At 42.1% G+C, this 23,484-nt stretch carries 21 protein-coding genes and 1 pseudogene; 5 read left to right on the top strand and 17 right to left on the bottom strand.

Annotation, left to right across the window (positions count from 1 at the left end; translation table 11 throughout):
- Window positions 1-29 precede the first annotated feature (29 nt).
- Window positions 30-1,808, bottom strand: coding sequence for a M3 family oligoendopeptidase (locus tag AR335_RS09550; protein ID WP_062234809.1), 1,779 nt, complete (start codon window positions 1,806-1,808; stop codon window positions 30-32).
- Window positions 1,809-2,198: 390 nt separating this feature from the next.
- Here AR335_RS09550 and AR335_RS09545 point away from each other — a divergent pair, with 390 nt between their 5' ends.
- The 3 genes from AR335_RS09545 (at window position 2,199) to AR335_RS09535 (ending at window position 4,279) form a co-directional block, all read left to right on the top strand.
- Window positions 2,199-2,405: a hypothetical protein gene (locus AR335_RS09545; RefSeq protein ID WP_053357803.1), complete on the top strand. Its 207-nt coding sequence runs from the start codon at window positions 2,199-2,201 to the stop codon at window positions 2,403-2,405.
- Window positions 2,398-2,760, top strand: a complete 363-nt coding sequence (locus tag AR335_RS09540) for a hypothetical protein (RefSeq protein WP_062234807.1) — start codon at window positions 2,398-2,400, stop codon at window positions 2,758-2,760. The genes AR335_RS09545 and AR335_RS09540 overlap by 8 nt, the downstream gene beginning before the upstream one ends.
- Before the next feature lie 268 nt (window positions 2,761-3,028).
- Complete coding sequence (locus tag AR335_RS09535; protein ID WP_062234805.1) at window positions 3,029-4,279, top strand: Nramp family divalent metal transporter; 1,251 nt, start codon at window positions 3,029-3,031, stop codon at window positions 4,277-4,279.
- Between the two features lie 289 nt (window positions 4,280-4,568).
- Here the strand turns inward: AR335_RS09535 and sigK are convergent, their stop codons facing one another.
- Window positions 4,569-5,294, bottom strand: a complete 726-nt coding sequence (sigK, locus tag AR335_RS09530; RefSeq protein ID WP_053357801.1) for an RNA polymerase sporulation sigma factor SigK — start codon at window positions 5,292-5,294, stop codon at window positions 4,569-4,571.
- Window positions 5,295-5,503: 209 nt separating this feature from the next.
- Here sigK and AR335_RS25500 point away from each other — a divergent pair, with 209 nt between their 5' ends.
- The gene (locus AR335_RS25500) at window positions 5,504-5,761 is read left to right on the top strand and encodes a DUF4236 domain-containing protein (protein ID WP_156418918.1); all 258 of its coding nucleotides are present in this window, start codon (window positions 5,504-5,506) and stop codon (window positions 5,759-5,761) included.
- A 260-nt stretch (window positions 5,762-6,021) separates the two neighbouring features.
- Here the strand turns inward: AR335_RS25500 and AR335_RS09525 are convergent, their stop codons facing one another.
- The 12 genes from AR335_RS09525 to AR335_RS09470 all read right to left on the bottom strand — a co-directional run bounded on the left by AR335_RS09525 (window position 6,022) and on the right by AR335_RS09470 (window position 21,091).
- Complete coding sequence (locus tag AR335_RS09525; protein ID WP_026694123.1) at window positions 6,022-6,222, bottom strand: cold-shock protein; 201 nt, start codon at window positions 6,220-6,222, stop codon at window positions 6,022-6,024.
- Between the two features lie 577 nt (window positions 6,223-6,799).
- Window positions 6,800-7,354: a GbsR/MarR family transcriptional regulator gene (locus tag AR335_RS09520; protein WP_062234803.1), complete on the bottom strand. Its 555-nt coding sequence runs from the start codon at window positions 7,352-7,354 to the stop codon at window positions 6,800-6,802.
- A gap of 127 nt (window positions 7,355-7,481) precedes the next feature.
- Window positions 7,482-8,648: an amidohydrolase gene (locus AR335_RS09515; protein WP_062234788.1), complete on the bottom strand. Its 1,167-nt coding sequence runs from the start codon at window positions 8,646-8,648 to the stop codon at window positions 7,482-7,484.
- A gap of 123 nt (window positions 8,649-8,771) precedes the next feature.
- Complete coding sequence (locus AR335_RS09510; protein WP_062234785.1) at window positions 8,772-10,367, bottom strand: ABC transporter substrate-binding protein; 1,596 nt, start codon at window positions 10,365-10,367, stop codon at window positions 8,772-8,774.
- Between the two features lie 165 nt (window positions 10,368-10,532).
- Window positions 10,533-11,699, bottom strand: coding sequence for a M24 family metallopeptidase (locus AR335_RS09505; protein WP_234293243.1), 1,167 nt, complete (start codon window positions 11,697-11,699; stop codon window positions 10,533-10,535).
- A gap of 533 nt (window positions 11,700-12,232) precedes the next feature.
- Window positions 12,233-14,083 carry a sigma-54-dependent Fis family transcriptional regulator gene (locus AR335_RS09500; protein ID WP_062234782.1) on the bottom strand — a complete coding sequence of 617 codons (1,851 nt, stop codon included), beginning with the start codon at window positions 14,081-14,083 and terminating at the stop codon, window positions 12,233-12,235.
- 178 nt (window positions 14,084-14,261) lie between these two features.
- Entirely contained in the window at window positions 14,262-15,035 is a 774-nt protein-coding gene (locus tag AR335_RS09495) for an acetoin reductase (protein WP_062234777.1), read from the bottom strand.
- Between the two features lie 25 nt (window positions 15,036-15,060).
- Window positions 15,061-16,443, bottom strand: a complete 1,383-nt coding sequence (lpdA, locus tag AR335_RS09490; protein ID WP_062234772.1) for a dihydrolipoyl dehydrogenase — start codon at window positions 16,441-16,443, stop codon at window positions 15,061-15,063.
- Window positions 16,444-16,459: 16 nt separating this feature from the next.
- The gene (locus AR335_RS09485; RefSeq protein ID WP_062234767.1) at window positions 16,460-17,698 is read right to left on the bottom strand and encodes a dihydrolipoamide acetyltransferase family protein; all 1,239 of its coding nucleotides are present in this window, start codon (window positions 17,696-17,698) and stop codon (window positions 16,460-16,462) included.
- Window positions 17,699-17,724: 26 nt separating this feature from the next.
- Window positions 17,725-18,756: an alpha-ketoacid dehydrogenase subunit beta gene (locus tag AR335_RS09480; RefSeq protein WP_062234765.1), complete on the bottom strand. Its 1,032-nt coding sequence runs from the start codon at window positions 18,754-18,756 to the stop codon at window positions 17,725-17,727.
- A 20-nt stretch (window positions 18,757-18,776) separates the two neighbouring features.
- Complete coding sequence (locus AR335_RS09475; RefSeq protein WP_062234762.1) at window positions 18,777-19,772, bottom strand: thiamine pyrophosphate-dependent dehydrogenase E1 component subunit alpha; 996 nt, start codon at window positions 19,770-19,772, stop codon at window positions 18,777-18,779.
- A gap of 1,088 nt (window positions 19,773-20,860) precedes the next feature.
- The gene (locus tag AR335_RS09470) at window positions 20,861-21,091 is read right to left on the bottom strand and encodes a hypothetical protein (RefSeq protein ID WP_062234759.1); all 231 of its coding nucleotides are present in this window, start codon (window positions 21,089-21,091) and stop codon (window positions 20,861-20,863) included.
- 487 nt (window positions 21,092-21,578) lie between these two features.
- Here AR335_RS09470 and sda point away from each other — a divergent pair, with 487 nt between their 5' ends.
- Window positions 21,579-21,731 carry a sporulation histidine kinase inhibitor Sda gene (gene sda / locus AR335_RS25495; RefSeq protein ID WP_082683430.1) on the top strand — a complete coding sequence of 51 codons (153 nt, stop codon included), beginning with the start codon at window positions 21,579-21,581 and terminating at the stop codon, window positions 21,729-21,731.
- On the opposite strand, the gene AR335_RS25160 is transcribed toward sda, so the two are convergent.
- The 3 genes and pseudogenes from AR335_RS25160 to AR335_RS23910 form a co-directional block, all read right to left on the bottom strand.
- Window positions 21,728-21,862 (bottom strand): hypothetical protein, encoded by a 135-nt coding sequence (locus AR335_RS25160; protein ID WP_255357565.1) that lies wholly within the window; start codon window positions 21,860-21,862, stop codon window positions 21,728-21,730. The two genes, sda and AR335_RS25160, sit on opposite strands and share 4 nt — an antisense overlap.
- 1,100 nt (window positions 21,863-22,962) lie before the next feature.
- Window positions 22,963-23,184 (bottom strand): alpha/beta-type small acid-soluble spore protein, encoded by a 222-nt coding sequence (locus AR335_RS09465; protein ID WP_062234757.1) that lies wholly within the window; start codon window positions 23,182-23,184, stop codon window positions 22,963-22,965.
- A 105-nt stretch (window positions 23,185-23,289) separates the two neighbouring features.
- Window positions 23,290-23,391 (bottom strand): annotated as a pseudogene (locus tag AR335_RS23910) (hypothetical protein); the annotation flags it as partial.
- Window positions 23,392-23,484: the final 93 nt, after the last annotated feature.

Raw genomic sequence — 23,484 nt, 5'->3', positions numbered from 1 at the left:
GACTTGGGCCATGGTTTTGTTGTGGCTTATTATTTTGTCAGATCAAGAAATTCCTTCACATCTTCCATTGCAACCTCTATGCCCTTTTTCCAGAACGCCGGTTTGGTTACATCTTCATTCAAGTGTTTCATCGCCAATTCTTCGACCGTCATGCTTGCCGTGTCTCTGAGAAGAGCGATGTACTTCTCTTCGAAACTGCTGCCTTCTATTTTGGCAATCGCATAAATGCAGGCACTGAACAAATACCCAAACGTATATGGGAAATTGTAAAATGGAACGTCGGTAATATAGAAATGAAGCTTTGAAGCCCAGAAATATGGATGATAGCTTTCAAGAGAGCCGCAGAAGGCTTCTTTTTGTGCTTCAGCCATCAGTTCATTCAAACGCTCAACAGGTACAAGCCCTTTTTTGCGCTCTTCATAAAATCTTGTCTCAAACAAGAACCTGGCATGAATGTTCATAAAAAAGGCTACAGAGCGCTGTGCTTTATCTTCTAGCAGGGCAATCTTTTCTTCTTTTGTTTTCGCAGTCTTTACTGCAGCATCTGATACGACCATTTCAGCGAAAGTAGACGCAGTTTCTGCGACATTCATCGCATAGTCCGTAGCCAGATAAGGCATATCTTCCATTACATATGAGTGGAAGGCATGGCCAAGTTCATGTGCTAGAGTAGAGACATTGCTTGGTGTGCCCGAAAACGTCATGAAAATTCGTGTTTCGTTCTTTACTGGGAAACCAGTACAGAACCCACCAGGCCTTTTACCTGTACGGTCCTCAGCTTCAATCCATTGCTTTTCGAACGCTTGTTTTGAGAACTCTGCCATCTTAGGGCTGAAGGACTGAAACTGCTCGACAATAAAGTTGGCTGCTTCATCATAGCTCATTTTGCTGTCGGCACTTGATAATGGTGCATCAACATCGTGCCAGCTTAATTTATCCAAGCCAAGGAGAGAAGCTTTTCTGTCCAGGTAGGACACGAAAAGACCTTTATTCTCTTCGATTGCCTGCCACATGGCGTTCAGCGTATCAGCGGACATGCGGTTGATATCAAGCGGTTCTTTCAGTACTTCGTCCCACTTGCGATGCTTATATAGGCTGTTTCGGAATCCTGCAATATGATTTAAAGCTTCTGCACAATAATCACCCTGCTGATCCCATGCTTCCGTATATTTAGCGAAAACCGTTTCTCTTTCCTGCCTGTCCGCACTAGTCATCCGGTTTTCTGCCTGGCCGACAGAAAGCGTTTCATTCTTGCCGTTCAGTTCTACCTCGATGCCGATTTTCCCTACGACTGTGTCATAGAGGGTAGACCAGCTATGATATCCATCCACAGCCAGGTCATTCATCAAAGCTTCTTGTTCATAAGACAATTTTTGAGATGCTAGATTACGTCTCTCATTTAACGAAAATGCAATGCTGGACAAATATTCGCTTTGAAGGGCTTCGTTCCACTCTTCATCCGGAATTTCAGCCATTTTATTATCAAGAAGCACCAGAATGGTAGTGTAGGCCGCATTCATAGACTCGAGCTTTCCGCGAAGATTTAAAGCCTGTTTGTCATTAACATCTTGAGCAGCAAGACACCCAACATAGGATATACATTCATTCAATAAGGCAGCTGTTTCTTGAACATCCTTCATGATCACCTGAAATGATTCCTTTGAAAATTGAAAGTCTTCTACCTTTTTGTTTAGAGCCGCAAGCTGTGCTTCAATGCTGGAGATAGCAGATAAAAGCTCTTCCGATCGGCTTCCTCCGCTGAATATAGAATCCAAATCCCAGCTCTCGCGCAATCCCTGTAATAACATGGTAATCCCCCTTGTAAATAAAGTATTCGATCTTTTTCCATTATAATGAAATTCCCAATAAAAATCGACTATTTAGTTTATTTAAAATAAAAAAACTCTTCTCCCTTACAGGAAAAGAGCAAAAAACCTATTCTGCGATGCAAAGATACATGAAATAGACTAGTGTCAGGATCATAACTGCAAATAACAAAACTTCCTGCATATTCCGCAGCCTCCTTATGTATATTTCTTACTTCATCTATTCCCTTTAATAATAGGTTCAATCCTAATTCCTGTTTTCCTTTTTAATTAAATTGTAAATTTCTTACTATTTGGTTATATTTCAAGAGAGCTTGCTTAATTCATTTTTTTAAAGGGGGAGCACATTGAAAAGGAAAAATAAAAATTTTCATGCTGCCGGTATTATCCTTACTCACCATCCTCTCGATGACACTTGTCCAAAACTTAAAAAAGGAGCGTTCACTCCCCGATCCTCATTGGAGCCGCTCCGTATCTTTGCCTCTCGTTACCAGTGAAAAGCAAATTGCCTTCACTGAAGTAAAAAACGGAAAGTATCAACTCTATCTAGTGGGTGTCCGAGAAACGAAGCATGAATGACAAATTGCCTCTTTCTCCGCTTCAGCTGTCCGGAAAAACGATGATCTGGCTTGACTTTGCCGGAGAAGAAAAACAAAATGAAGACCTCTACACGTTAAAAGGAACTACGACTGATCCAAAAGAAATTGAGATCCGCCGAACTTTGACCAAACAAGATTGGATCAACGCTTGTTATTCTACCCTGATGTCTGTCATCTTCTTCTTTCTCATGCTGGTCACTGCATTAGTCTGGGTCGTACCCACGATTATTTTTCTATTCATTAAGTATATAGTAAATACCAATCGAAAAACTCCTGCCTGGATTTCCAATGCAGTAATAATGTTGTACGTAATTACACAATTTATCGTTATATAGATGTTTTTTAATCACACCTTTTATTCTTTTGCTCCGAAGTACTTGACCTTCTCTGGCGAAGGATAAGGATTGAGGTATTCTTGAAACCGTTGTACTTTAACAGGATGAAAGGAAGCATATATTCCGATGCTTCCTTTTTTATTTCTTATTTGTTGCATTTTCCTGATTACTCGCATATATTATAGTCAAATCTCAAAAAGTTGAACAAAGGAAACTTTTTAACCTGAAGGACACCCTGTGACCTATTTTGCAAGGAAGGTGAGCAACAATGAATAGTAAAGCACTGGCTGCTGCTATCCCAAAGAAGGGTAAATTTCGCAGAGCGTTTCCTTTTCTTGGACCAGCGTTTCTTGTGAGTGTGGGCTATATCGACCCTGGTAACTGGGCAACGAACATTGAAGGCGGCGCCACGTTTGGCTATACGCTGTTATGGGTTCTCCTGCTTAGTAATTTAATGGCGATTCTTTTACAGATTACAGCTGCCAAACTCGGAGTAGCTACAGGAAAATCATTGGCAGAAAACTGCCGCCAGCATTTTTCAAAGCCGGTTGCTGTTTTTTTATGGATAACAGCAGAACTTGCTGCCATGGCTACCGATCTTGCAGAGTTTCTCGGTGCTGCACTCGGGATCTATATACTTCTTGGGATCCCTTTATTTCCAGCCGCATTAATCGGAGCTGCTGTTACATTTGGAATCTTGCTTCTTCATAAGTATGGATATCGTTTCATCGAACAGATCATACTGGCTTTCGTGTTAGTCGTAGCCGCTGTTTATATCATGGAATTACTTTATGCTAAACCAGATTTTGCCCAAGTAGGCTATCATATGGTTGTGCCTCAACTTAATTCAGCCAGCATCTTAGTGGCCATCGGTATGCTCGGTGCGACCGTGATGCCGCATAATATCTTTCTTCACTCTTCGGTAGTGAAAAATCGTTTGAAGAAGGACCAGCCAAAACATAATCATCGCGTATATAAGTTTGCCATCGTAGATTCCCTTCTTGCTTTGAACATTGCCTGGTTCATTAACTCGGCCATGATCATTGTCGCAGCTGCAGTCTTTTTCAAAAATGGAGTGAGCGTCAAATCGATCGAGGATGCCTATTCAACGCTTACTCCTCTGCTTGGCGGGTTTGCCAGCCTTGCTTTTGCGATCGCGCTGCTCTCAGCCGGCTTATCGTCCTCAGTAACAGGAACAATGGCAGGACAGTATATATTGGAAGGATTCTTGAATGTAAAACTGCCAATCTGGGTTAGAAGGGTTGTAACGATGATTCCCGCTCTTATCATCATTGGGATGGGAATTGATACGTGGAAAGCACTCGTTGTCAGCCAGGTTGTGCTCAGCATGCAGCTGCCGTTTACAATCATTCCGCTTATCATGTTTACACGCAATAAAAAGATTATGGGCAAATATGCGAATCGTCCATTGACGAACGTTTTATTATGTATTGTAGCCACACTCATTATCTTTTTGAATGCCCTTCTGATTTACCAGACATTCGGCGGGAATTTCTAATAAACAAGAAACAAGCCAGCATAGACTGGCTTGTTTTATTTCGCTTCATTATAAGAACTTGCTGATAATAATGGCAATAACACCCAGGAGGTTCTTTAATTTAGACCCGGCAGATTTGTGAAACAAATGAATGCCCGAACAGATGAGAAAATGCTTGCATATACCCTTCTGCTTTTCAATCGGCGCTTCAATCACAACCTACAACAAATCAATAAAATCGACTAAAAGAACTTTAACAAAAATAAAAGTACTGAGTCCATTCTCTGGCCAGTACTTTTATTGTATTTAATTAATAGGAGGGCTTTTCTTTCTGCCCCTGCTGCCGGCTTCGGTAAAACTCATGAAACAGTTTCATTAAGGCCCGCTTTTCAATCCTTGATACATAGCTCCTGGAGATTCCCAGCATTTTCGCGATCTCCCGCTGTGTTTTTTCCTTCTGAAGATCCAGTCCGAACCGACCGACGATGACTTCTTTCTCCCGATCATCCAAAACATGAATGTAATCATAGATTTTCTTTTTCTGCATTTTCAGCTGAATGGCATCGACGACATCCTCGGTTTCCGCTTTCAGGACATCAATCAAGGTGATTTCATTGCCTTCCTTATCGGTACCGATCGGATCATGAAGAGAAACATCTTTCTTGGTCTTCTTTAACGCACGCAAATGCATAAGAATCTCATTTTCGATACATCGCGCAGCGTACGTCGCAAGCTTCGTTCCCTTCCCTCTCGAATAGCTTTCTATTGCCTTGATCAGCCCGATGGTTCCGATTGAAATCAGATCTTCGGTATCTTCACCTGTATTTTCAAATTTCTTTACAATATGTGCAACCAAACGCAAGTTGTGTTCGATCAGTTTGCTTCTGGCCTCCTGATCTCCCTCGGCCATCAGCTTTAAGTATTCTTTCTCCTCATTTTCGGAGAGGGGTTGCGGAAACGCATTGTTTTTTACATACGAAACAAACAGCATTACCTCTTTGAAAAAGTACGCTAACACGGCTAGCAACCCGGACATACAGACACCTCCCGGCTTTTTTCGTTACTCTTATCTGTATGCCGGGTTGGGCTTGTTAGGTGTCTGTACCAAAGAGGAATGATTGCCACACTTAAAATATATAAAAGCTCAGTACCATATTAATCTGTACCCCTTGTAAAGGACATTGTAAAAAAAGCTAGGCTACTTTAAGAAGATGATCTCTAAAGTTGATTTGATTCTACTTCCACGTGCCACCCAGCATACTATTATTATGCCATCTTTCCTTTAATATACTTGGAATCAGTGCCGGCACAAAGGGACTGAGAGTTAGTCATGGTGCGGATGGAAAGACACGGGTAACTGCATCGATTCCTGGTACAGGTCCTAAAAAGGAACCCAAGGTGTCTCGAACTAAAAATCGCTCACATAATCCTTCTGACTTGCTATACCAATTTGAGGGGCTCTGCCCTTCTGGAGCATGCTGCTCAAACAGCGAAAGCCGGTGAGGTTTATGAGGCAATCGATATCTATGCTAATGCGCTAGCAATTGAAGAGCGGCTGAAAGAAATGTATCGCAAATTCCCCTTGGTTAACGTACCTAAATTAGGAAATCTTCAATAGCTATGCTATACTGAGTTAAACCATTTAAACGAGCCTCACTTTACTTGTACCATTTACCTGCTCTTGCGTTGAGCGGGTTTTTTAATGTACTTTTTTAAACAAAAAAACAGATCCTTTTAAAAAGGACCTGTTTTTATATAATTTATTATGCTTTTTGAACGTTTGCAGCTTGAGGTCCACGAGCACCTTGCTCAACGTCAAAAGTAACTTTTTGACCTTCGTCTAATGATTTGAAACCTTCAGATTGGATAGCAGAGAAATGAACGAATACGTCCTCTCCACCTTCGCGTTCGATAAATCCGAAACCTTTTTCTGCATTAAACCATTTAACTGTACCTTGTTCCAAAATTATTTCCTCCTAGTGCGTCAAACACACAAAATGTTACTATTCTTGCCCAAAGTGATCATCAAGATGAAAAGTCGAATACTTAAACTGCTTTTACACCGAACAAAAATAATTCTTTTTTATTTTAACAGAAAATAGAAGTGAAACCAAGGCAAAAGAAAATAGGTACCAATAATATTTATAACCAACGTTATATTATGACCTTCGTTTAACCTATTCCTTCAAATCCAGACAGCCAAAGAATAGCCCTGGTATCTAAAACCCTGCTGAGATTTAGAAGCAAAACCGACTTTTCATTTAATTGCAAATTTTAAATTTTTTTCATGAACTTGTTTCTTTTATCTACTCGCAAAAAGAGCCGCGGAGCTTTTGGGCAAAAGAAGAAAACTAAAGTAGTTTGATTCTAAATTAATGCATTTCGTAGTGTTTTAACAAACGAGGGTTTTTTTCCCCAACGTATAAAAAAACGTTCAAACGAAAAAGGTAAAGGCATCCAAGATTGATATGGATGCCTTTGCTTTCATTTGTTCTCTTGAAGCCATTAGCACTACTTTCCATTCACTGGTGTTAATGGCCCTTAATCTAAACTTTTCGATTTATTGTTCTCTAGAGTTTTTGGAATGTATTCGAAAATCTCTTGGGATTCAAACAAGGTTACGACACGGCCGAGCCAATTCATATATTCGAGGCCGGCATACAGCTTCTCTAAATCTTTCTCTATCAACGCTTTTGTTTCCACGTCTAATCCTTCATTCCCTAATAACTCATTTAATTCATCGATTGATTTTTTCATAGGGTTTAATTTAAGCGTTAATATTTTTCGCCAATGATAACAAAAGTACTTAATGAAGCTTTGATAATTATCCTCTTCGACCTTATATAGATCTTTACGTTCTCCTTTTTTCCATACCTTTTCCACCAACCCGATATCGAGCAGTTCCCTGACAGAGTTACTCATACTGGCTTTGCTCATCCCAAGAAGCTCTGTCATATCATCTAATGTCATGGATTTTTCATAATAATACATTACGGACATTAAACGTTTAACCGTATGATTCATTCCAAATAATGTCTGATTTTCAGAGTTATGCTCAATGATTCGGTCTCTCGCCTTTTTAAATTGTTCATTCAAGCGGTTTCCCACCTTTGCTGTCAAAACTTAAAATTCATGAATCTATAAAATTAATCTACAGTATAAAAAATTTGTTGTAAAGCAATAGATTGGCAATGGAGTCAGGGTTTGAAAGTGAAAATACCTTTTAACTATTTAGAACGGCTGAGATGAATATTTTGCCTATAATGATCATTGATTTCTCATCGACATCAAATTTTGGATGATGATGCGGGTATATCGCATCGAGATCAGGATTTCCTCCACCTACCCAGAAGAATGTACCTGGTACAGCATCCACATAATAAGCAAAGTCTTCTCCACCCATATCCGGTAGTTTAATGGTTACATTTTTTTCTCCCACAATCTCAGTTGATAGTTTCCTGATAAATTCTGTTTCCTTCGGATGATTATACAGTGATATATAACCCTTTGTATAATTCACTTCGATTTCAGCCCCATGTTGTTCCCCCGTTTTTTGAGCGATCAGCGTGAGCTCCTTCTCTACCTGAAGTCTTACAACTGGATCATAGGTCCTTACCGTTCCCTTCAAATAGGCTTTATCTGGTATGACATTATGAGCGTCTCCGCTATGGAACGAACCTACAGTAACCAGTGCCTGTTGAAGAGGATCAACACGTCTGCTCACGATATTTTGCAAGTTGACTACCAGATGGCTCCCAATCACAAGAGGATCAATACAACGATGAGGTTCTGCACCATGCCCTCCTTTGCCATAAATGGTGATATTGAATGCATCTGAAGCTGCATGAACGTATCCATCGTTAAGGGCCACTTGGCCAATAGGAAAATTCACTTCAACGTGTGCTCCGTATACAGCGTCAACCCCTACTAAACATCCATCTTCAATCATGCTTTTTGCTCCACCCGGTGCAAGCTCTTCAGCATGCTGATGAATAAAAACTACATTTCCTTCAATGTCATCTTTCACATGGCTCAGTACGTTCGCTACTCCAAGTAAAGCTGCTGTATGTATATCGTGACCACATGCATGCATTACTCCGGGAACCGTAGATTTATATGGAACATTTTTTTCATCCGTGATCGGCAAAGCATCAAAATCAGCACGAAGAGCAATCGTCTTACCTGGCTTACCTCCTTTCAAAAAGCCGACAACCCCATGACCGCCCACTTTAGTCCTCACCTCTAAACCTATATCTTTAAGATAATTGGCGATAAACTCAGAGGTTCTTATCTCTTGAAAGGAAAGTTCCGGGTTCATATGTAAATCTCTTCGTATTCCAACCATTTCGGTATAGATTCGTTCTAGGTGATCAAATGTTTTTTGTAACAAGGGTAAAACTCCCTTCTGCTCCTTAATTACCATTGATGAGAACTTTTTAAAACTATTTCATTTAGAGATAGAAGGGCTACTCCCAAGAAGCCGCCCCTCTCTCTCATTTCCCAGCGCCACTCTCTATTTGAATGCAATCTTTGTTGTAATGACTCTTCCTGTCGGATGGGGATCGAAACCAGTAATATCCGCTCTAGCTGCCAACGCGGGTGTTGTATGAACTAATGGAAGAATCGGCGCATCCTCGTGCATGATTTCTTGTGCTCGACGGTAGAGCTGTTTGCGCTTTTCTTGATCTATACTTGTTCTTGCTTCATCTAACAGGCTATTTAGTTCCTTATTCGCATAGAAGGTTGAATTCATGCTTCCAATGTTTTTTTCATGCCATAACGTGTAAATGAAGTCATCCGCATCTCCGTTAGCGCCTGTCCATCCAAGAAGAAATGAATCAGCTTCCCCGCCTTTTACCTTATCTAGGTACGTGCCCCATTCGTAGGTGACTATTTTTGCCTTAACGCCGATTTTTTCAAAGCTTGACTGCAGGAATTCAGCCACTCTGTCGGCATCAGGCATATATGGACGAGATACAGGCATAGCCCATAATTCCATTTTAAAACCATCCGGATAACCCGCCTTTTTTAATAGAGCTTTTGCTTTTTGAGGGTCATAAGGATAAGCATCTATCTCATTATTGTAGCCATCGATCGTAGGCGGAATTGGGTTTTTCGCGGGAATCGCCTGATCGGCAAAAAATGATTTGATCATTGCTTTCTTATCTACAGCAATATTTAGCGCTTGGCGAACCAACTTATTGTCGAATGGTTTTCTTTTTACATTAAACCCTAAATATCCAATGTTAAGAGGAGGTCTATTCAAAATTTGAAAATCTTTATTGTTTTGAATTTGTTCAATATTCCCAGAATCAAGTCCGTCCGCCATATCGACTTCCCCACTCCGTAATGCATTTAAGCGTGCACTGTTTTCTTTGATGGTTCGAAATATGACCTGATCCAGCTTTGGAAATCCTTTTAACCAATAATTTTTATTTTTGGATAATACTATTCGATCGTCTCGTTTCCATTCTTTAAAGATAAATGGACCCGTTCCAACTGGATGACTGCCATATTTATCTCCTTGTTTCTTAATCGCTGAAGGGCTAGAAATAGAAAATGGGGTTAATGCAAGATCTTTTAAAAATGTGGGTTTTGGATATTTCAATTTAAATGTAACGGTATGGGGATCAACCGCATCCACTGCTTCAATGGCATGATTTTTATCACCGCTGAAGCCGCCAAAAACTGAACCATACATGTAAAATTTGTCATGGTCTTTTGCATTCATCCAGCGGTTGAAATTGTACTCGACGGCTTTGGCATTAAAATCTGTTCCATCCTGAAATTTTACCCCTTTACGAAGTTTGAATGTGTAGGTCAAGCCATCATCTGACATGGACCATTTCGTTGCCAATAGAGGTTTAACGGTGGTTTTCCCTTCAGCAAAGGTTACTAGTGTTTCTAAAATACTCTGAGAAACATTCTCTGACTCGCTGTCAGTGACTTCTGAAGGATCCAGGGAAACGGCATCTCCTCCACGCGCAAAAATGAAAACGCCTTTCGAACCCGTTTGTTCACTGTTTGATCTCTTGCTTGAACACGCAGCTAGCGAGAAGCTAAGCAACAGAATCATCAGTAGTGAGATAAGCTTACGGCTTTTGTTCATTGATACCTCTCCTTCGAAAGTTTATTTTAGTTAAACATCTTAAGGGTGGTACAGCATACAGTTAACTTGTTTTCTTGAACTCATGCTTTTATTTCATATCAATAAACATACGACCATAAATAGGGGAGAAAACGCTTTGTCCCGATTTGCCGTTAACGATTCGATTCATTTAACAATTAAGTCATTAGATAGATTGGTTAGAAGTTCACATCCGTTTTCTGTTATTCTTATCGATTCGCTTACCACAAACCCAATTTCTGCTTGAAAGAGACCAGGGAGAACATGAAAGGTCATGTTCTTTTGTAAAATACTTGTATCACCAGCACGAATACTTACGGTCTGTTCACCCCAATCGGGCGGATAGCCGATTCCAATGGGGTAACCGACTCGGGATTCCTTCGTAACGCTCGATTGAGATAATACTTTATTCCATTCTTCCGCAACCTCAGCGCACGTGATCCCCGGTTTTATGAATTCTAGCATGTTATTTAAGCCTTCTTGTACGACATTGACAATGTCCATGTATTCTTGTGAGGGAGCTCCTATGTATATCGTTCTTGCTAATGGTGTGTGATAACGATGCAAACAACCTGACAACTCGATAGAAACAATATCATCTCTTTTATAACGACGGTTCGTCCATGATAGATGTGGAGCTGATACTTTCTCACCAGAAGACAATAATGGAATAATCGCTGGATAGTCTCCAGCATATTCACCCGTGCCTCTGATTAAGGTCTGATAGATGTCTGCCGCTACATCAGATTCCCTCATTCCCTCGCCAATTGCATCGATGGCAACCTTCATAGCATTCACAGTGATATTACCTGCTATTTTCATATAGTTAATCTCTGTTTCCGATTTAATCATTCTCACTTGATTGATTAGAAATGATGCATCGGTAAACTTACAATCGGGCATCTTTTTTTGCAATTCATTATAAGATGTAACATTAAAGGAATCTTGGCCCCATTCGAGCCCGATCCTTTGGTTGGTTATCCCTCGCTCTTTTAAAATATCAGCAAAAAAATGCATCGGATGTTTGGTGTCTGACTGAAAATAATCATCTTCATATCCTCGTATATTTTCTCCACTTAACCACGTGGAAAACAAAGCACCAGGAACATCCATATTCCTTCCAATCCAGATGGGTTCTGGTTCATCCAACAGTACCACCAGCCCTTGGACGACATAAAACGAATAACCATCATAGCCTGATAGATAATTTATGTTAGCCGGATTCGTGCTAATCAAAAGTTCGATTCCTCTCTTTTGCATCTCAATTTTAGTCTTATTTAATCGGATTTTAAATTCACACTTTTCAAACGGCAATACAACTCCCTCCCCTTCAATTTGTTCAATTTGTTTAAAATATATTAAACGTATTGAATAAATTATACTGAAAACTTCGAATATTGTAAATATATGAATCTTGTTTATTAACGGTAAAAAGTTTTCCAATCATGCAGTTTAAGGGATTATGTCAAGGCCGGTAAAAACTTCACCAAAATGTCCGGTTTAAAAATCCCCAGAAGGAGTTCTTACGAACCCTTCTGTTTTTCATTTTGAAGCTTTTTTTCTTTCATTAGATAAATTTCTCCATTTAAGTTAAAGATTAATTGAATGATGTAAGAGATGATTGTGCTTGACGGGTCATTTGTAGATGGCATACATGTCCATTATTTGTGGGAAACAGAAAATAATTTTAAAATTAGTTGACCATTGAAAAAGCTCCCTCTATTGGGAGCTTTCAGAACGTCGACAAACCCCTCTACCAATATAAAATTGGAGAGGGGTTTGTCTCGTTCTGACTTGTGGTATATTTAGGCGGCTACAACTTTAGTTGCCATCTTTGCAAAAACTGTTCAAAGCCCGAATTTTTGAATTTTTTTATAAAAGGTGCTTCGCGGGATTTCACACAGTTTTGCAGCGAGCGTCACGTTTCCTTTTGTTTTCTTTAGTGCGTCCATGATCACATCACGCTGTACTTTATCGCGAAAGGAAAAAGATGGTTCCTCTTTTACGGGGAATCCGTAGTCTGTTTCCTGATGTTCCAATGGCAGCAGCAGACGATTCAGTTGATCCGTGTCCATTGCGGCCGCAGGCAAAATATGCAGCCGTTCGATCACATTAAACAACTCTCTGATGTTGCCGGGCCAGTGGTAGGCCATCATTTTTTCCATAAAATGCTCCGGCCAGTTTGGAACAATGCCGTTTTTCTCGCAATAATACCGGATAAGATCTGGGATATCTTCCTTTCTCTCGCGGAGTGCAGGAACAGCCAGCGGATAGACGTGAAGCCGATAAAATAAATCTTTCCTAAAAGACCCTTTCTGAACGAGCTGTCCCAGATCCTGATGAGTGGCACAGATCACCCGGAAATCGACCGGGGTTTCCTTAGTCCCTCCTACAAGGGTGACTTTTTTCTCCTGAAGCACTCTCAGAAGAGCCACCTGCATGGATGGTGGAATTTCCCCGATTTCATCAAGAAAAATGGTTCCTCCGTCCGCCTGCTGAAATTTCCCTTCGGTCCCTTGTTTTTTTGCGCCTGTAAATGCACCCGGTGCATAGCCGAATAGTTCACTTTCCAGCAGTTCTGCCGAAAGTGCCCCGCAGTTTACGGCGACGAACGGTCCTTTTTTTCTTGGACTGTTTTCATGAATCGCACGCGCCACCAGCTCTTTTCCTGTACCGGTTTCTCCTGAAATATAGACACTCAGAGAACGGGGCGCAACCCGTTGGATCTCTTCGATCGTTTGTTGAAAGGCAGCACTTCTGCCCGTTTCGCCAGGGAAGGCAAAAGAAGAACTGACGGCTGTGTTCCGGCCTTGAAATCGCGGGCTCTGCTGATTGGGCACAAGACGGACACAATAGCCAATGATGCTTTTTTGGTCATTATATAATGGCACTTGGGTTTCCTTGATCAGGCCAAATTGAATGGCCTCAGTGATTTTCATTCCAGCCAAATCCGTACATCTTCGGCGAAGGGCTTGGCCCATGGCTAAAATCTTACCGGAAGGGCTGCAGATCACCAGGTTGGGATGGGTTTCAATCATGTCCATGGACTGCTGGATGAGTTCCATCTCCATCTGGCAGGTCTGGATTCTCAGTTCCTGTTCAATGGCCTGTGAAATCGAAGCCACAACACCGAGCATATACGGATGAGCTGAATCTACCGGGCAGGAAACATCCAAAACACCGAGTATCCTGCCTTCAGGGTCACGCACAGGCACGGCAGAACAGCTCCATTGATGTGATGCGATGGAGTAGTGCTCTGTTCCGCTGACAAATACGGCCTCTTTGGTTTGAAGGGCCGTACCGATGGCATTGGTGCCCACTTCTTCTTCCGTCCATTTGACCCCTTCGATAAAATTGATTTTCGAGGCGTCAGCAATAATCTTCCGGCTGCCGGTGAGTGACAGAACATAGCCTTCGGAATCAATTAAAAGCGCCATCATTCCAAGCTCATGGATAGCCTCTTTCATTCGTGTGACATGGGGCTGGGCCGCTTCTAAAAAGAAGGAACTTTTCTTTTTATGATGGAGCAGCTCCTGCTGTGATAAAATATGGCGTCCCTTGGTCAGATAAGGATCCACTTTGACATCTTTGCACCTGTGCCAGGATTCCTGAATGCGCTTATTCAACCGGGATGGATCGAGAACTCCTTCATGTACAAACCGCTTCCAAGTGCTCAAATAACAGTTAGACGCAAGCATTTTGACCTCCTCTATCCTAATAAGAGTGCGGGAAACAAAGCTTGTCCAACAACCAAAATATTTTAGAATTTTCCGTGTGTTTTTCTTATTATATCGGAGATTTAAAACGCTTACAATCAGCATGAAAAGAGGGCACGTAAATGCCGTGCCCGTAAGCGGCGCTAATGATCTGAATTTTTCAGGAAAAAACGACACCGCCATCAATCATTATGGATTGGCCAGTCATGTAGTTAGAATCATCGGAAGCCAGATAAGAAACAAATTGTGCGACATCCTCCGGTTTTTCCGGACGGCCCAGGGCAATTCCCTCAGAAAACTGCCTGAACGCTTCCCCTCTTTTTAAATCCATATATTCTGCCATTCGTTCATCGATATGTTCCCACATTCGTGTTCCGACAATGCCGGGACAATAGGCGTTTACCGTAATCCCAAACTGTGCCAGTTCCTGGGCAGCCGCCTGTGTCAGCCCCCTGACCGCAAATTTGGTAGCTGAATACACACCAAGGAGGCTAAAGCCTTTATAACCGGCAATGCTGCAGGCACTAATAATTTTGCCGCTCTGCTGTTTTTTCATCTGCTCTGCAGCTGCCTGAATACCGTACAACACACCAAATACATTCACATTAAAAATGTGCTCCAAATCTTCTTTGGTTACCTCGAGCAGGGGCTTTACCTGGGCGATCCCTGCATTGGAAACCATTACATCCACACTGCCGAACGCTTCTTGAGCCTGTGATACGATACCGAAAACCTCGTCCCTATTGCTGACATCCGCTTGAACGGCCAGACCTTTTCTTCCAAGACGTTCGATTTCCTCTGCGACGCTTTCTGCTTTCCCCTTATCAACATCATTGATTACTACGTTAAACCCGTCACTTGCCAGCCGCAATGCAATGGCTCGCCCAATGCCCTGGCCGGATCCGGTGACGATGGCTGTTTTGGTTTCCTGCATCTATCTTCATCCCTTCCTTTTTAAATCAGGCATGGACCGCCTGACCGATTGTACTGGCAATGGCTTCTGAAATGGCTTCAGACAGAGTGGGATGGGCAGCGATGAAATCCTCAAGAGCGTCCACGGTTAACTCGCCGTGAAGCATGAGCGTTCCCTGCCCAATCAGTTCAGTCGCACGCGGACCGACAATGGAAATGCCGAGCACTTCATTGTACTCCGGATCAATCACTACTTTTACCTTTCCAAAAGGCTCATTGAGAATCAATGCTTTTCCGTTGGCTCCAAAAGAGAACTCCCCTGTTTTCACGTCCCCGTATTGTTCTTGTGCCTGCCTCTGTGTCAAGCCGACACTGGCGATTTCTGGAGATGTGTAAATACACCGGGGGACCGCTTTGTAATTCACTTGTTTGCGGGTGCCGCAGGCATTTAATGCAGCTACCGTCCCTTCATGAAAGGCCACATGGGCAAGCAGAATTCCTCCTGTCACATCGCCTGCAGCAAAAATGTGCGGCAAGTTCGTCCGCATGTACTCATTGACTTGAATTCCGCCTTTTTCAGTCACTATGCCAATATCGTCAAGGCCCAGGCCGGTTACACGAGGTATCCTTCCCACAGAAACCATAACTTTATCAGGTTTCATTTCAATCCGCTGTCCATCAGCTTCGTAAATGGCGGTCTTCGTATGTGCCTCAAGCATTTTTAATGAGGCAGACGTATGTACTTCTACACCGTCCCTTCTCAGCCTGTCCTCAAGCACAGCGGCAATGTCCCGGTCTTCGCCCGGCAGCAACTGATCTGCCATCTCAATCATCGTTACCTTCGTTCCAAACCGGCTGTAAATACTGGCAAACTCGCAGCCTATCACTCCTCCTCCAACAATGAGAAGCGTTTGCGGAATGGCTTTGAGCTCCATGGCCTGGCCGCTGTGAAAAACCCATTCTCCGTCAAACGGAGCAAACGGAAGCTCAGCTGGCTCCGACCCTGCGGCGATGATGCAAGAATCAAAATCTATGAATCGTTCAGAGCCGCTGTTTTCATCAACCCTCAACGTGTTCGCTGTAACAAACCTGGCTTTTCCATGAATCACGGTCACCTGGTTCTTTTTCATCAAATACTGAATGCCCGAGACAAGCTGATTTTTAATCGAGTTCTTGCGCTGTTGAACTTTGTCCCAGTTAATGACAGCTTCTGCAGAGGAGATCGAGACGCCAAATTCCTCTGCATGCTGAATTTTCTCCAGCACTTCCGCGGTTTCCAGAAGTGTTTTTGTGGGCATACAGCCTTTATTTAAGCAGGTGCCTCCCAAGGCTGTTTGATCCATCAGGATAACCTCTTTCCCCTGCTGTGCTGCGGTGATTGCAGCAACGTAACCAGCAGGCCCGCCTCCGATCACTGCGATTGTTTCCATCACGTCCACCTTCTTTCTATACAAGCATTGCAAACGGCTCTTCTAAATACTGTTTAATTGTCCTTAAAAAGGCGGCAGCCGGCGCTCCATCCACTATCCGGTGATCAAATGTCAGGCTCAGCGGCAGAATGCTGCAGCGTTCAAGCTGTTCTCCTTTATACACCGGCTGGTCTTCTGCTGCCCCTACGCCCAGAATTCCGCTTTCCGGAGGGTTCAGAATTGGCGTAAAATGCTCTACTCCATACGCTCCGAGGTTGGTTACCGTAAAGGTTGAGCCCTTCATCTCTTCATTGCTGAGCTTCCCTTCTCTTGCTTGATCTGCCGCGGTCCGGATGGCTGCGGACAATTGCGACAAAGAAAGTGATTCCGCATTTTTAATCACCGGAACAACGAGTCCATTTGCAAGTGCAACCGCCATGCCAAGATGGACGTTTTCACTTTCCTGAATGGAATTTTCAATGAAAGTGCTATTCATCACAGGGTGTTCTTGCAACGATAAAACAATCGCCCGGGCAATAAAATCATTCAACGTGAGTTTCGCTCCAAACCTGCGTTGTACAGATGGCGCGCTTTGAGCCTGGAGCGTTTTCAATTCGGTAATATCCACCTTCATGTTGATGGTCAGCTGGGCAGTGTTCAGAAGACTTCTTTGCATCCGTTCTGCAATGACCTTGCGTATGCCGGAAAGGGGCCTTGATGGCTGATCCGCCAAAGCTGGCGATTCGTTTTGTTTAAGAGCAGCCGGTTCTGGCTGGGACATTTGAGATTTTGTCTCCAGTGCCTTTTGCACATCTTCTTTTGTAATCCTTCCTCCCGGCCCTGTTCCCGTCAGGTTTTGGATGTCCAGATTGGCCTGGGCGGCCATTTTTCTGGCAACAGGCGAAATTCTGACCTTTTCACCAGCAGCAGGAGAATCTGTCTTTTCTTGCTCCTTTACCGTCAGGGTTTGCCTCTTTGGCTCTGCGGTGATACTGGCTGCTGCCTCTTCCCTGGCCTCGTTTTTTACGATCGTTTCATTCGGCTGCCCGATATAGGCGATCGGAGTTCCAGGCGGCACGCCCTGTCCCTCTTCTACCGCAATCTCCAGAAGGACTCCTTCTCCAGGCGACTCAATTTCCTTTTCTATTTTTTCAGAATTGATGCTGGCGATCAGTTCTCCTTTTTGTACCGAATCGCCTACTTTTTTGTTCCAGACGGAAACGGTTCCTTCTTTCATCGCCATACCGAGCTTTGGCATGATAACATTTATGGCCATGTTCGTTCCTCTCCCTTCCTTGATCGTTACACGCTGAGTGCGTTTTCTCCCAGTAATTCTGATACCACTGCCACCACTTTTTCCGCTGTCGGAAGGTAAAGGTCTTCCAGCGGAGGCGAAAATGGAACCGGTGTATGAGGAGCCGTGACACGCTTGATCGGAGCATCCAGTGAATCAAATCCTTTATCGGCAATGAGTGCCGCAATGTCTGTCGCCATGCTGCAGCGCGGATTCGCTTCATCAATGACCACCACGCGGTTTGTTTTGGCTACGGATCCGAGTATAGTGTTTTCATCAAGAGGCGATAGACTCCTTGGATCCACAACCTCAGCCTGTATTCCTTTTGATGCCAACTGATCAGCTGCTGTCAGCGCGACCTGAACCATTTTGCCGATCGCCACAATGGTAAGGTCGGTTCCTTCTCGTTTAATATCCGCCTCACCGAATGGAATGGTATAGTAATTTTCCGGCACGTCTCCTGTCATGTTATAAAGCGTCTTGTCTTCAAAAAAGATTACCGGATCATCATCTTCAATGGCCTTCAGGAGCAGTCCTTTGGCATCGTAAGGAGTGGAAGGAACCACCACTTTAATTCCGGGAATGGCCGTGAACAACGCATAGAGACTTTGGGAATGCTGGGCTGCTGCCCGAAAGCCGGCTCCGTGTGTCGTCCGTATGGTAATCGGTACTTTTGCTTTCCCACCAAACATGTAGCGAAACTTCGCCCCCTGATTGAGCACCTGATCCAGGCATGTGCCGATAAAGTCGTTAAACATCAGCTCGGCAATCGGACGAAGACCAGTGGATGCGGCAGCCATCGCTGCGCCGACATAGCCGGCCTCTGTAATCGGTGTATCCAGCACCCGCTCCCTTCCAAATTCCTGAACGAGCCCTTTGGTTACGCCAAGCACACCGCCCCAGGCCTCATCATCCTGTAGATGGTCCACTTGTGCACCGCCGGCAACGTCTTCTCCCAGAAGGAGTACATTTTCATCTTTTCTCATCGCGAGCTTCATCGCCTCATTAATTGCATCGGACATACTGATTGTTCTTCCCATTATCGTTGCCTCCTTTTTGTTTAATAGCTTACATACACATCATTCAATAAATCGGACGCATCCGGATATTCACTGTCTTCGCTGAATCTTACCGCTTCTTCAATTGCCAGATCAACGGCATTCTCCATTTCCACCAGCTCATTTTCAGCAAACAGGCCATTTTCCAGCACATGCTTTCTGAAATTAATAATCGCATCTTTTGTCTCTTTCTGTTCTTTCTTGTCCTGCTCCAGCTTGTATTTCTCTGCATCTCCTTCAAAGTGGCCATAATTGCGGTAGGTCACGCACTCAATTAATGTTGGCCCCTCGCCACGTCGCGCCCGTTCCACTGCTTCTTCTGCCGCTTTGTATACAGCCAGAACATCTTTTCCATCCACGGTAATACCAGGAATGCTGTAGCCTGCCGCACGGTCTGCGATGGTTTTGCAGCTGGAGGCATAGGAGAATGGTGTGGCTTCACCGTAGCCATTGTTTTCTGCGACAAACACGACCGGCAGTTTCCAGACAGCAGCTAAATTAATGCCCTCATGAAACGTTCCCTGGTTGTTGGCCCCGTCACCAAAAAAGCAAACGCTTACATTATTGGTCTTTTTATACTTGGCTGTCAGGGCTGCTCCGCAGGCTAATGGAAAGCCTCCGCCGACAATTCCATTGGCTCCAAGCATGCCCCTGTCAAAATCAGCAATATGCATGGATCCTCCCTTTCCTTTACAGAGCCCTGTTACTTTTCCAAAAATCTCAGCCATCATGCCGTTTAATCCGCATTCCTTGGCAATACAATGGCCGTGCCCCCGGTGCGTACTCGTAATGCTGTCACGGTCGGACAGGTGCGCACATACACCCACTGCCACCGCTTCCTCCCCGGCATAAAGGTGAACGAATCCAGGCAATTTCCCGAGCGAGAACAATTCATGCACCCTGTCTTCAAACTTGCGGATCTCCAGCATCTTCCGATAAATCCACTGCGCCTTGTCCCGTGTTAATGTTTCTTTGTTTTGACTTTGCGTCGTTTCCATACGTCAGCCTCCTGTCTTTCCTTGTTTTAAAACTGCACTTTACTAAGTAGCAAGATTCATGCCAACATAAAAAACCCCTCAGCAAAAGGCATTTGCAGATTCACAGACATAAAAAACGAGACAAAACGAGACGGTTGTCTCATTTTGTCTCGTCCTGTCCCATTGTCTTTTTAATAGGATACTCTCTTCAGGTATGAAGACACTTTTTATATCGACTCGTAAAAAAGCACTTCGAGAGCTCACGCCTTGTCAGTAAACAACGTATGACATAGTTACTACTTATGGGAACACCCTTGAATGCCATAGCCCCGCTCATTTTCAGCTTCCTTAAGCATATTAACAACTTCATCTATTTATTTTTTTAGTGTGGTATACCCCCTATTTTTTGAACATTGTCTATTAAGTTCCTAAGCTGTTGGACAATGATCAATTAAAAAATTTCGAAACGAAGCTCTAAGATGACCAAATATTTCTGGTTAATGTCCAATTCCTCCCGACCTTCGGTTTTTTAATTAAGATCTAGGTATGAAACAGGCATTCATACCTATTTCATACCTGTTTTCAGGGAATCTTAGGTAATGAGTTGAATCTTATGTTACTAATTCGGTAAAAGATAAGATGCTGCAGAACTAGCTGTTTTAAAATTTAAAACAAATCCAGGAAAGTATAATGGTGTTAACGTCCCTTTTCTAAAACGTCAACATGCAATGCCTCCCGTAAAGCTGAACGATGGACCATGAAGCTAAAACAAGCAGCCATCTCTTTTCACATTGCTCATTAAAAACACAGTGAGCGTTTTCACCTCATACAAGGGCATTCTTTTGCAGGCAGTCAGTTCTTTCGCTTAATAACAATGGGCAGGTATAGAAAGTGAATAGAAAATTCATTTTTTTTTTGATAAAATTACGGTACGTGAAATTATAGTCATTTAAAGGGGCATATTCCGAAAAACGATTTAGACCGTTTCTTCTATTCTTCCTATCATAAAAATTCCCCATTAAAAAGAATTTATGTCGAAAGATCGACACAAGTTCTAAAATGCCTATTGAATTGTCAGCACCCCTGTAATAGGAAGTCTTATTACATCCCTATTTAAGAAGTAACGATCTCATATTTCTATTTCGTTCTAATCTTTCCAATTCATCAACTAAATCATATTTTTTGAGAAGATGAAACATCTCATTTAAGGTGGGTTGTGAGTTATTCCTGTTTAAAAAATCATCAAATAACCCACAAATATCTTCTGGAAGTTCTTCCTTCCGTGCCTCGTATTTACGTTTGACATCATCTTTTGAGTGATCCATGTTACACTTGCTCATAACATCCCTCCTTTTCCTCAAAAGACTATTTCCACAACGTGAACTAAATAACCTTTTAAATGATAGAAAACAAAGATACCATCATATTAGCAGGTGCTACAACTAGCGGGAGTATTCGAGCCACTACCATTGATCGTTGTAGAAAAGCGGATACACGATGTGGTGAAAAGCTTATGTGGGAGAGATTGCATATAACCGTAATTTCTTTAATAATTCCTGATTACAACTTTCTGGCTCTGGAGTGGTTAAACGTTCCCCATACGTGAGTGGAAGAAAACAAATATCGTCGCAAGCAAGTTTGGTTAACATAGGAGGTCGATGTCTCATCAAATTAATTCAAAAAAAAGAGCATGAACCGAAACTGGGGTGATTGTTCAAAATGAACAAAAAAAAGGGAATTGTCGAAACAATAGGACAAAATAAGGGTTAATTTTTGTTAAAAACGTTACTATAATTGTACATAAAGTGTCTGATCGGTTAGAAAGGAATGGTACAGATGACTTTAGACAAGATGTCTAACAAATCTCTAATGAAGGCTTATGTTGAAGCTAAAAATCTAATGTTAGCCCCGGATTTTATTGACTTACTCGCTAAAGAATTAAAAAAAAGAAATATAAAAAGGGAATTACAAAGAATTTAACTGGATGTTTCGTCATCTCGTTCATTGGAGAGAATGTCTTTTAAGAAATCGATTTCTTTTGGGAGTAACTCCCTTTTAAGCTTTTCCTCAAAGTCCTTTATCAGTTCCCTTAAAACAATCTCTACGTTCATGATTTCCCTCTTTTCTCCTTATTTCCATAAATTTCATTTTGCTGTTGTTTTTTGGTACCACTATGTTTAACTACCGATTTTGAATCTTCTTGTACCTCTGATACCATCCAAATCGTTGTATCTATTACAACCATATTTTGTCATACATTCCACTGTGTTTATTGGCTCTTAACGATGGTATACTCTTCTTTGTATATTCTTTAGTACAAGCCAATATAAAAGCTTCTTGTGTAAAAATATAATTTTTTTGTGATACGTGGTGATTAAGTCCCTTCTTGAATATTGGGGGATACGCTTTTATTATAGATTTGTGTCTATTTAAATTTTATAAGAAGCGCTTTCATTCATCAATAACCTTCTTTAACTAGAATGGAAAATTCAGATTAAAGGGAGAAAGTTGAACATTCAACAATGTAATAAATGGCGTAAACTCTTGACATCAACTATCATCATCAAAAGCATAACCAGTCTCGTGTTGGACAGCTCAATTGTAAATGTCAAAGAAAATAGGTTAACACCGCCAATGCAAAACACTGGTTCCATCAAATTGTTTGATTGTGCTTAACGGGTAATTTGTAGATGGCACACATGCCCATTATTTGTGGGAGACAGATAATACTCTTAAAATTAGTTGATCCCATTGAAAAAGCTCCCTCTATTGGGAGCTTTGCTTTTATCTTGGTCTTTTAAATGTTGTTAGTTTAATTGCTCGTCATACATCTAATTCCCGACTGTCGTGAGCCTTACCTTACCACAGTAATTGTTTGGTCGCTCGATGCCAGTTGTGAAGAAGCTTTTCGGTATTTATAAATCCAGTTTAAAAATTTTTTGTTCAAAACAACGATTGTTATGTAGTAAATTTACATTTATTTAACACAAAAAATGGATATTTATTTATCCTTTTGTTGATGTTAATGATTATTGGGATAACATTCAGTCTGCTTCGCCATTGTAGACCTCCTCTTGTTATCCCTTTGCTCTTTTAAAAAAGGAGATCTAGTTTTGAATCGAAAATACGGAAAGGCTACCTATTTTTTTAGCAGCCTGATCTATTTATGTTTTGTTTAAGAGAAGTAAAACTTATACATTATTACCTACAATTAACGAGATGCTCCACCAAAACCTCCGGAAAGTTGCGATTGTGCTTGAGCAACAAGACGTTTTGTAATCTCACCACCTACTGAACCGTTAGCACGAGAAACTGTGTCAGCTCCAAGTTGCACACCAAATTCAGTTGCGATTTCATATTTCATTTGATCAAGTGCTTGTTGTGCACCTTGTACTAATACTTGATTACGATTACCACCACTACGATTTGCCATTATGTACTCACCTCCTTTTTTACATAACATCTCAATTTAAACTATTTTTTATGCAATAATTTCTAAAATGTTTCCTATTTTTATATTAAATGGTGCGGTAAGGGTTTACCTACAATTGCACTTTTCCCTGTTTTCTTTGTTTTTCGCAAAGTTTTGTAAACCGGTATCAGCTGCATACCAGGCAGGAAAAAGCAGGCGGCTCTGTGTCCAAGAAAATACCTACTGATTTTTAATTCCTAGTAAAATACGGCTTGACAAGCTTTGAATACTCTTATTCAAAATGGATATTATAAAAAAATG

Origin of the sequence: Fictibacillus sp. FJAT-27399 (assembly GCF_001510655.1) — a bacterium.
GTDB classification, from domain to species: domain Bacteria; phylum Bacillota; class Bacilli; order Bacillales; family Fictibacillaceae; genus Fictibacillus_C; species Fictibacillus_C marinisediminis.
The sequence above is the reverse complement of the archived record's forward strand: the minus strand, read 5'-3'. Positions and strand labels throughout refer to the sequence as shown.